The organism is Kitasatospora sp. NPDC101157, assembly GCF_044768255.1.
Taxonomy (GTDB): domain Bacteria; phylum Actinomycetota; class Actinomycetes; order Streptomycetales; family Streptomycetaceae; genus Kitasatospora.
In genome coordinates this window covers 211,564-222,321 of record NZ_JBIWPL010000008.1, presented here as the reverse complement: position 1 = coordinate 222,321, position 10,758 = coordinate 211,564, and the positions used below count along the sequence as shown (strand labels likewise).

The window sequence follows — 10,758 nt, the reverse complement described above, 5'->3', positions numbered from 1 at the left end:
CCACCCCCTATTTATCCGCGGCACCAACAAAAACACCCCCCCCCCGGCCCCCCCCCCCCCCGCACCCGCCCCCGGCGTCACCCACCCTCCCGAAAGCCCCCCGAACAACCAACACCCCCCAACCCCCCACCACCCATCAACCTGCTTCCTCCCCCCACATTCCGGGAAAGAAAAGGTGAACGGGTCCCGAGACACCCCCGTCCAGGGAGGCAACGACCATGGCGTCAGGGCAAGAGCCGCAAGCCGAGGTGCGGCCGGGCAGCTGGCACCCACTCGGCGCCCGCGTCCGGACGGACCACCTCGGCGTCCCCGGCACCAACTTCGCCCTCTGGGCGGCCGGCGCCGAGGCCGTCGACCTCTGCCTGTTCGACGACGACGGCCAGGAGAGCCGCCACCGCCTCACCGAACAGGACTTCCAGATCTGGCACGGATTCCTCCCCGGGGTCCGCCCCGGCACCCGCTACGGCTTCCGGGTCCACGGCCGCTGGGACCCGTGGACGGGCGCCCGCTGGAACCCCGCGAAGCTGCTGCTCGACCCGTACGCCCGCGCCGTCGACGGCTGTTACACCTCCCACGACGCCGCCTGCTCGGCCGTCCGCAACTGGCCGGAGGCCGACGTCGCCGACACCGTCCGGGACAACCGCGACTCCGCCCCCTACGTCCCCAGATCGGTGGTCGTCCAGGACGACGACGACTGGTACGACGACCACCGCCCCAAGACCCCCTGGTCCGAGACGGTGCTCTACGAACTCCACGTCCGCGGCTTCACCATGCGCCACCCCGACGTCCCGCCCCAGCTGCGCGGCACCTACGCCGGCCTGGCCCACCCCGCCGCGATCGCCCACCTGACCCACCTCGGCGTCACCGCCGTCGAACTCCTGCCGGTCCACCAGCACGCCAGCGAGGACCACCTCCAGGCCCGCGGCCTCACCAACTACTGGGGCTACAACACGGTCGGCTACTTCGCCCCGCACGCCGGCTACTCCTCCTCGGGCTCCCGCGGCGGCCAGGTCGGCGAGTTCAAGCGGATGGTCCGCGCCCTGCACGCCGCCGGGATCGAGGTGATCCTCGACGTGGTGTTCAACCACACCGCCGAGGGCGCCGAGCTCGGCCCGGCACTGTCGCTGCGCGGCATCGACAACGCCGCCTACTACCGGCTGGCCCCGCACCGCCCCCGCGGGTACGCCGACTACACGGGCTGCGGCAACACCCTGGACACCCGCCGCCCGCAGGTGGTCCGGCTGATCACCGACTCGCTGCGCTACTGGGTGACCGAGATGGGCGTGGACGGCTTCCGCTTCGACCTGGCGGCCGCCCTGGCCCGCGGCGGGTTCGACGGCACGGACGGCGTCGACATGGACCACCCCTTCCTCTCCGCCGTCTCCCAGGACCCGCTGCTCAGCCGGGTGAAGCTGATCGCCGAACCCTGGGACGTCGGACCGGGCGGCTACCAGGTCGGCGGCTTCCCCCCGCTGTGGGCCGAGTGGAACGACAAGTACCGCGACACCGTACGGGACTTCTGGCGCGGCGCCCGCCCGGACGTGCGCGAGCTGGGCTACCGGCTGTCCGGTTCCTCCGACCTCTACCAGCGCGGCGGCCGGCGCCCGTACGCCTCGGTCAACTACGTGACGGCGCACGACGGTTTCACCCTGCGCGACCTGGTCTCCTACGACCGCAAGCACAACGAGGCCAACGGCGAGGACAACCGGGACGGCACCGACGACAACCGCTCGTGGAACCACGGCGTCGAGGGCGAGACCACCGACCCGGAGGTCAACGCCCTGCGGCTGCGCCAGCTGCGCAACCTGATGGCCACCCTGCTGCTCTCCGCGGGCGTCCCGATGATCACCGCCGGGGACGAACTGGGCCGCACCCAGGGCGGCAACAACAACGCCTACTGCCAGGACGGCGAGCTCAGCTGGCTCGACTGGTCGCTGCTGGAGCAGCCCGGCTGGCGGGACCTGTGCGAGCTGACCGCCCGGTTGGTGCGGCTGCGCCGGGCCCACCCGGTGCTGCGCCGGCGGGCGTTCTTCTCCGGCCGGGCCGTCACCCCCGGCGGCCAGCCGGACCTCGCCTGGTTCACCCCGCTCGGCAAGGAGATGACCGAGGCGGACTGGTTCGGTCCCACGGCCTGCCTGGGCATGCTGCTGTCCGGCACCGCGATGTCCGAACGGGACGGCGCCGGGCGCCCGTTGGAGGACGACAGCTTCCTGCTGCTGCTCAACGCGGGCCACGAGCCGACGGTGTTCACGCTGCCCGGCGAACCCTGGGCGGAGCCGGAGGCCGCGTACGGGACGGTGCTGGACACGGCGACCGCGGGCACGGGCGAGCCGTACCCGCGGGGCGCGGTGGTGCTGGGCGGCCGCTCGCTCCAACTGCTGCGGGTGCCCGCCCGGTCGGCGTGATCAGTCGCGGGCGCGCCCGACCTCGACGTTCTCCAGGATGCCGATCGCGTCCGGCACCAGCACCGCCGCCGAGTAGTAGGCGCTGACCAGGTAGGAGGCGATCGCCTTCTCGTCGATGCCCATGAAGCGGACGTTCAGGCCCGGCTCGACCTCGTCCGGGATGCCGACCTGGGTCAGGCCGACCACGCCCTGGTTGTCCTCACCGACGCGCATCGCGATGAAGGAGGTGGTCTGGTTGTCCGCCACCGGGATCTTGTTGCAGCTGAAGATCGGCACCCCTCGCCAGACCGGCCGCTGCTTGCCGAGGACGTCGACCGTCCCCGGGTAGACGCCGCGCTTGTTGCACTCCCGCTCGAAGGCCGCGATGGCCCGCGGGTGGGCGAACAGGTAGTCGGTGTCACGGCGCATGGCGAGCAACTCGTCCAGGTCGTCCGGGGTGGGCGCCCCGGCGTGGGTCTGGATCCGCTGGTCGAAGTCCGCGTTGCTGAGCAGACCGAACGCGGGGTTGTTGATGAGCTCGTGCTCCTGCCGCTCCCGCAGCGCCTCGATGGTCAGCCGCAGCTGCTCCTCGGTCTGGTTCATCGGCTTGTTGTAGAGGTCGGCGACCCGGGTGTGCACCTTGAGGACGGTCTGCGCGACGCTCAGCTCGTACTCGCGCGGCTCCAGCTCGTAGTCCACGAAGGCGCGGGGCAGTTCGTACTCGCCCTGGTGGCCGGCCGAGAGGTCGATCTCCGCCTCGCCGTGGTCGTTCTGCGCCTGGGCGGCGTCGGCGGCGAAACCCAGCAGCTGCTCGCGCAGCGCCGCGGAGCCGTCGACCAGCTCCTGGAACCGCGCCTTGCTCAGCGACATCGCGACGCCGGCGGTGGCCGCCCGCACGGTGTACCGCCAGGTGCCGTCGGGCTCGGTGATCACCTCGTCGCCGACGTGGTCGCCGTCCGCGAGGGTGCCGAGCACGGCCTCCTCCCCGTACTTGCCGGTGCCGATCCGGTCGACCTTGCCGTGCGCGATCAGGAACACCTCCTCGATCGGTGACCCCTCCTGCACCAGGACGTCACCCGGCCCGAAGTCCCGCCGCACGAACCGGCGGGCCAGCTCGGCCAGCACCTCCTGGTCCTCGAAACCGCGCAGCGCCGGCACCTCGGCCAGCGAGGGGGCGATCACCGTCACCGTGGAGCCGGTCTTCGAGAAGCTCACCCGGCCGCGCCCGGTCGCGTAGCTCAGCCGGCGGTTGACCCGGTACGTACCGGCGCTGACCTGCACCCAGGGCAGCATCTTGAGCAGCCAGCGGGAGGTGATCTCCTGCATCTGCGGCTTCGACTTGGTCGTCGTCGCCAGGTTCCGCGCGGCGGTGGTGCTGAGGCTGAGCTGAGCCCGTACCTGCACGGTTGCGGAGCCGGGGCCGGGGGTGGGCTCGGTGTCGACCGTCATGTCCACACTCCTGTCACTCGCGTATCAATGAGCATCCGTCAGCAGATCTCATCGGCCGTTCGGCGGGCGCTCGCAAGAGGCGCGCGGCGCATTCCTTCCCGCACGAACGGAAGTGCGCGCCCCGCGTTCCCCTCGCGCCCCGCCCGCACGGGTGGCCGGTTCTCGTCGGGCACCGCCGACAGGGGCGAAAAACCTGATGAGAAGTGACGGGCTCTCTGCCTACCCTCACCGCGATGGCCGAGAACAGACAAGACGCTGACCACCCCGCCGGGCGCCGCCGCTCCACGGTCCGCTCGCTGCTGCGCCTGTGGCCCTACGCCCGGGCGGTGCGCGGCCGGCTCGCCGTCTCGGTGACGGCCGCCTCGCTCGCCATGCTGAGCACCCTCGCCGTCCCGGTCGTCCTCGGCCGGATCGTCGACGGCCCGCTCGCCCGGCACGACCTCGACGCCCTCTGGCCGCCGGTCGGCCTGCTGCTGCTCCTCGGACTGGTCGAGGCAGCACTGTTCTACACCCGCCGGGTGGTCCTCTCCCGCCCGCTGGGGCGGCTGGAGGCGGCCATGCGCGCCGACCTCTACGCCAAGCTCCAGCGGCTGCCGGTCTCCTTCCACGACCGCTGGGGCTCCGGCCAGATGCTCTCCCGGGCGACCACGGACCTGAACGCCATGCGGATCTTCCTGGCCTTCCCGCTGGTGTTCCTGGTCGTCAACTCGGTGACCTTCCTGGCCGGCATCGTGCTGATGTTCACCCAGGAGTGGCGGCTCGCCCTGATCGTCCTGCTGCCCAGCGCGCCGCTGCTGGTGCTCACCCGGCGCTTCGAGTCCGCCTACTCGGTCACCGCCCGGCTCGCCCAGGACCAGAACGGCGACCTCGCCACCGTGGTCGAGGAGTCCGTCCTCGGCATCCGCATCCTCAAGGCCTTCGGCCGGCACCGCACGATGGCCGAGCACTTCCGCGAACAGTCCCACCGGCTGCGCCGCACCGAACTGCGCAAGGCCCACCAGCTCGCCAACCTGTGGGCGGTCATCGTCGGCCTGCCGGAGATCGCCCTCGGCTGCGCCCTGGCCGTCGGCGCCTACCTGGTCGCCCACGACGAGCTGAGCGCCGGCACCCTGGTCGCCTTCCTCTCCACCGCGCTCGCCCTGCGCTGGCCGGTCGAGTCGCTCGGCTGGCTGCTCGCCTACGCCAACGAGGCCGCCACCGCCACCGACCGCTTCTTCGAGGTCATGGACGAGCCCGAGCCCGAGGACCGGGGCAGTGCCGACGCGCTCGGCGCCCCGGACGGCATCCGCTTCAGCGGTGTCCGCTTCCGCTACCCCGACGCCCCCGACGGCACCCCCGACGTCCTGGCCGGCATCGACCTGCACGTGCGCAGCGGCGAGACGATGGCCCTGGTCGGCGCCACCGGCAGCGGCAAGACCACGCTCACCGCGCTGCTCCCCCGGCTGTACGAGGCCACCGGCGGCCGGATCACCCTGGACGGCCGGGACATCGCCGAACTGCCCCGGGAGAGGCTGCGCGAACTCGTCGCGGTCGCCTTCGAGGAACCCACCCTGTTCTCCGCGACCGTCCGGGAGAACGTCCTGATGGGCGCCCCCGGCGCGGACGACCGGCAGCTGGCCTCCGCCCTGGCCACCGCCCAGGCCGGCTTCGTCGAGAAACTCCCGGCCGGGGTGGAGACCGAGGTCGGCGAGCAGGGCCTGAGCCTGTCCGGTGGCCAGCGCCAGCGCCTCGCCCTGGCCCGGGCGGTGGTCGGCGACCCGCCCTTCCTGGTGCTGGACGACCCGCTGTCCGCCCTGGACGTGCACACCGAGGCGCTGGTCGAGCGGGCGCTGCGCGAGGTGCTGGGCTCCACCACCGCCCTGGTGGTCGCCCACCGCCCCAGCACCGTGCTGCTCGCCGACCGGGTCGCGGTGCTCGCGGACGGCCGGATCGAGGCCGTCGGCACCCACCAGGAGCTGCTGCGGGACTGCCCGCACTACCGCGAACTGATGTCGGGCGAGGCCGCCCCCGTCCCCGAGGGCTCCTTCGTCCCTGAGGAGGGGGCCGTCCGATGACCACCACCGTCGAGCCCGCCGAGACCGGCTCCGCCGAAACCGGGCCCGCCGAGGAGGAGCTGCCCCCGCCGCCGGCCGACGACGAGGACATCCCGGTCCCGCCCGGCGCGCCCCGGGCGCTGCTGCGCTCGCTGCTCGGCCCGCACCGGGCCCGGATCGCCGTCGCGATGGTGGTGATCCTGGTCCAGCAGGCCGCCCTGCAGTCCGGCCCGCTGCTGGTCGCGGTGGCGATGGACCGCGGCATTCCGGCGCTGCGCGCGCACGACTCCGGCCCGCTGATCGCGGTGGTCGCCGGGTACCTGTTCTGCGCCCTGCTCAGCCCTCTGCTGCAGTGGGCGTTCATCAAGATCAGCGCCCGGGTGAACCAGGACGTCCTGCTGGAGCTGCGCGGCCGGATCTTCCGGCACGCCCAGCGGCTCAGCCTGGACTTCCACGAGCGCTACACCTCGGGCCGGATCATCTCCCGGGCCACCAGCGACATCGACGCGCTGCGCGAACTGCTCTCCGAGGGCCTGCAGGAGCTGCTGACCGTCCTGCTGTCGGTCTGCTACATCTCGGTGCTGCTGGTGGTGCTGGACTGGCGGCTGGGCCTGGCCTCGCTGGTGTGCTTCCTGCCGCTGGCGCTGGTCGCCCACTCCTTCCGGACCCGCTCCCGCCGGGTCTACCGCCGCTCGCGGACGGCCGCCGCCTCGATGATCGTGCGCTTCACCGAGACCATGAACGGCATCCGCCCGGTGCAGGCCTTCCGCCGCGAGAAGGCCAACGACGCCGCCTTCGCCGTGGTCAACCGGCAGGCCTCCACGGCCAACGCGGAGGGCTTCCTGGAACTCGCCCGGTACGTGGGCCTCTCCCGGGCCACCGCCAACGTCTGGACCACCGGCATCGTGCTGCTGGGCGCCTACCTGGTCACCGAGGACTCCCTGGAGCTGGGCGTCCTGACCGCCTTCGTGCTCTACCTGCGCCGCCTGTTCGACCCGATCGACCAGCTGGCGATGTTCCTGAACAGCTACCAGGCCGCCGCCGCGGCCCTGGAGAAGATCGCCGGGCTGCTCGCCCACGAGCCGACCGTCGCCGAGCCGGCCGAGCCGGTCGCACTGCCGCCACCGCCCCGAGCCGCCGGGTCCGAGCGCCCGGGGGCGAGCGGGCGAGCCACGGTCAGGGGCCGCGAGGTCTCCTTCGAGGCGACCCGCTTCGCCTACCGCACCGGCAAGGAGGTGCTGCCGCCCTTCGACCTGTTGATCCCGGCCGGTCAGACGGTCGCGGTGGTCGGGGCGACCGGCGCGGGCAAGTCGACGCTCGCCAAGCTGCTGGCCCGCTTCTACGACCCGACCGACGGCCGGATCCTGCTGGACGGCGTGGACCTGCGCGACCTCGCCACCGCGGAGCTGCGGCGCGGGGTGGTGATGGTGACCCAGGAGTCCTTCCTGTTCTCCGGCACCGTCGCCGAGAACATCGCGATCGGCCGCCCCGGCGCCTCCCGTGCCGAGGTCGAGCAGGCCGCCCGCGACATCGGCGCGTACGAGTTCATCGCGGCGCTCCCGGACGGCTTCGACACCGATGTGCGCAAGCGCGGCGGCCGGATCTCGGCCGGTCAGCGCCAGCTGGTCGCCTTCGCCCGCGCCCTGCTGGCCGACCCGGCCGTGCTGATCCTGGACGAGGCGACCAGTTCGCTGGACGTGCCCGGCGAGCAGGCCGTGCAGCGGGCGATGCGCACGGTGCTGGCCGGCCGCACGGCGGTGATCATCGCCCACCGGCTGTCCACCGTGGAGATCGCCGACCGGGTCCTGGTCATGGACCAGGGCCGGATCGTCGAGGACGGCTCGCCGCGGCGGCTGATCGACGGCTCGGGGCGTTTCGCCACCCTGCATCGCGCCTGGCGGGACAGCCTGGTGTAGAACAACCCCTCAGTGGGCCCGTCCAGGAAGCCCCACAGTTGTGCCCGTCCGGGTGCGCCGTCACGCACCCGGGCGGGCATCCCCCTTTCCGGGGGTGCGGACTCAGCGCAGCAGCCCCGCGTCCATCCCCACCGACTCGGCCGGGAGCGCGACCAGCCCCAGTTCGGCCGGTGAGGCCAGCCGGGGGTGCGCGGGCAGCACCCGGACGGTGTAGCCGAACGGCCCGGTGCGGCCGAGCTCCAGCGAGCCCTCGTAGCGGGTGCGGCCGTCCAGGTCCGGGCCGCCGACCGGCTTCAGGGCGAGCGCGGCGGCGTCCGAGATGCCGTCCGTCTCGTCCACCCGGCCGGAGACCACCTGCACCTCGACGTCCCCCGGCTGCAGCGCGCCCAGCGCGACCTGCACCCGCAGCGCCAGCGAGCTTCCCAGCTCCTGGGCCTCGGCCGGGCAGTCCGCCTCGACGTGCTCGACCCGCACACCCGGCCAGCCCTCCCGGACCCGGGCCTTCCACTCCGCCAGCTCACGGGCGGCGGCGTGCCGGCGGCCCGCCAGCTCCCGCTGGGCCAGCGCCGCCGGGGTGTACAGCCGTTCGACGTACTCGCGGACCATCCGCCCGGCCAGCACCTTGGGCCCCAGGGTGACCAGGGTGTGCCGGACCATGGCGATCCAGCGGTGCGGCAGCCCGTCGCTGCCCCGGTCGTAGAACCGGCCGGCGACCTGCTCCTCGATCAGGTCGTACAGCGCGGCGGCCTCGATGTCGTCGCGCCGCTCGGCCTCGCTGCTCTCCGGGTCGAGCACGCCGTCGCCCTCGTCGGCGGTGGGGATCGCCCACCCGTTCTGGCCGTCGTACCACTCGTCCCACCAGCCGTCGAGGACGGACAGGTTGAGGCAGCCGTTGAGCGCGGCCTTCATCCCGGAGGTGCCGCAGGCCTCCAGCGGGCGCAGCGGGTTGTTCAGCCAGACGTCGCAGCCCGGGTAGAGGTGCTGGGCCATCGCCATGTCGTAGTCCGGCAGGAAGACGATCCGGTGGCGCACCGTCGGGTCGTCGGCGAAGGCGACCATCTGCTGGATCAGCCGCTTGCCGCCGTCGTCGGCGGGGTGCGCCTTGCCGGCGACCACGATCTGCACCGGCCGGGTGGGGTGCAGCAGCAGGGCGCGCAGCCGGTCCGGGTCGCGCAGCATCAGGGTGAGCCGCTTGTACGAGGGCACCCGGCGGGCGAAGCCGATGGTGAGCACGTCCGGGTCGAGCACCGAGGAGACCCAGCCGAGCTCGGCCTCACCGGCCCCGCGCTGGCGCCAGGAGTCGCGCAGCCGGCGGCGGGCCTCCTCCACCAGCTGGGCGCGCAGGCTGCGGCGCAGGTCCCAGATCTCGGCGTTGCCGATCCTCTCCAGGCCGGTCCAGCGCTTGGTCTCGCCGGTGGTCATCGCCTCCTCGGCGCGTTCGGCGCCGAGTTCGGCGGCTCCCAGGCGCACCACGGCCGGGTCGATCCAGGTGGAGGCGTGCACCCCGTTGGTGACGGAGGTGATCGGCACCTCCGCGGGGTCGAAGCCGGGCCACAGGCCGTTGAACATCGAGCGGCTGACCTCGCCGTGCAGGGTGGAGACCCCGTTGGCCCGCTGGGCCAGCCGCAGGCCCATCGCGGCCATGTTGAAGAGCTTCGGGTCCCCGCCGCGCCAGGTCTCGGCGCCGAGCGCGAGCACCGACTCGACCGGGACGCCGGGCAGCGCGACGTCGCCGCCGAAGTGGCGGGCGACCAGGTCGCGGTCGAAGCGGTCGATGCCCGCCGGGACGGGCGTGTGGGTGGTGAACAGGGTGCCGGCCCGGACGGACTCCAGGGCGGCGGCGAAGTCCAGCCCAGCCGCCCGGTCGGCGACCAGTTCGCGGATCCGCTCGACGCCGAGGAAGCCGGCGTGCCCCTCGTTGGTGTGGAAGACCTCCGGGGCGGGGTGCCCGGTGAGCCGGCCGTAGGCGCGCACGGCCCGGACGCCGCCGATGCCGAGCAGCATCTCCTGGAGCAGCCGGTGCTCGCTGCCGCCTCCGTAGAGCCGGTCGGTGACGTCGCGTTCGGCAGGTGAGTTGGCCTCGATGTCGGAGTCGAGCAGGAGCAGCGGGACCCGCCCGACCTGGGCCTTCCAGATGTGCGCGGCGAGGGTGCGGCCGCCGGGCAGGGCGAGGTCGACCCGGCTCGGGGTGCCGTCGGCCTCCCGCAGCAGGCTGACGGCCAGTTCGTCCGGGTCCAGCAGGGGGTAGCGCTCCTGCTGCCAGCCGACCCGGTCGAGGGACTGCCGGAAGTAGCCGTGCCGGTAGAACAGCCCCACGCCGATGATCGGCACGCCGAGGTCGCTGGCGGCCTTGAGGTGGTCACCGGCCAGGATGCCGAGGCCCCCGGAGTACTGGGGGAGCGCGGCAGCGATGCCGTACTCGGGCGAGAAGTAGGCGATGGCGGCGGGCGGCGGGGTGACGCCCCCTTCTTGCTGGGTCTGGTACCAGCGCGGGCCGGTGAGGTACTCGCGCAGGTCGTCGGCGAGGTCGCCGAGTCTGCGCAGGAACCGCCGGTCGGCGGCGAGTGCGGCGAGCCGGGCGGCCGGGACCTCCCCGAGCAGCCGCACCGGGTCCTCGCCGGTCGCGGCCCAGACCTCCGGGTCCACGGACCGGAAGAGGTCCCTGGTCTCGGGGTGCCAGGACCAGCGCAGGTTGAGGGCCAGCTCGTGCAACGGCTGGAGTTGTTCGGGCAGGACGGTGCGGACGGTGAATCTGCGGATTGCCTTCACAGGCGTGAAGCGTAGCCTCGACGATCGTCCTGACAACGGGTCAAGCGGGTCATTGGGCATCCGTTCGGCCTATTGATGAGATCGCATTCGGCGCATTGGTCTGCACGGGGGGCGCGCGAGGCGCACATTCCGGGGTGCCGCGCTACCAATGCGTGAACTCTGCGGAACAGATCCATTTCCGACTGGTCGCCCGGCCCGGACAGAGCC

General features: G+C 72.9%; 5 protein-coding genes. 3 read left to right on the top strand and 2 right to left on the bottom strand.

Features of this window, described 5'->3' with window-relative positions; genetic code table 11:
• Nucleotides 1-218 precede the first annotated feature (218 nt).
• On the top strand, nt 219-2,405 hold the full coding sequence (gene glgX / locus ACIRVF_RS19695; RefSeq protein WP_402818987.1) for a glycogen debranching protein GlgX: 2,187 nt from the start codon (nt 219-221) through the stop codon (nt 2,403-2,405).
• Here glgX and ACIRVF_RS19690 read toward each other — a convergent pair whose 3' ends face one another.
• Complete coding sequence (locus tag ACIRVF_RS19690) at nt 2,406-3,833, bottom strand: family 2B encapsulin nanocompartment shell protein (protein ID WP_402818985.1); 1,428 nt, start codon at nt 3,831-3,833, stop codon at nt 2,406-2,408.
• A gap of 233 nt (nt 3,834-4,066) precedes the next feature.
• On the opposite strand from ACIRVF_RS19690, the gene ACIRVF_RS19685 reads away from it, so the two are divergent.
• Both ACIRVF_RS19685 and ACIRVF_RS19680 read left to right on the top strand, forming a co-directional pair.
• Nucleotides 4,067-5,887 carry an ABC transporter ATP-binding protein gene (locus tag ACIRVF_RS19685; protein ID WP_402818982.1) on the top strand — a complete coding sequence of 607 codons (1,821 nt, stop codon included), beginning with the start codon at nt 4,067-4,069 and terminating at the stop codon, nt 5,885-5,887.
• Entirely contained in the window at nt 5,884-7,782 is a 1,899-nt protein-coding gene (locus ACIRVF_RS19680; protein WP_402818979.1) for an ABC transporter ATP-binding protein, read from the top strand. The genes ACIRVF_RS19685 and ACIRVF_RS19680 overlap by 4 nt, the downstream gene beginning before the upstream one ends.
• 102 nt (nt 7,783-7,884) lie before the next feature.
• Here the strand turns inward: ACIRVF_RS19680 and glgP are convergent, their stop codons facing one another.
• Complete coding sequence (gene glgP, locus ACIRVF_RS19675) at nt 7,885-10,551, bottom strand: alpha-glucan family phosphorylase (protein WP_402818976.1); 2,667 nt, start codon at nt 10,549-10,551, stop codon at nt 7,885-7,887.
• Nucleotides 10,552-10,758: the final 207 nt, after the last annotated feature.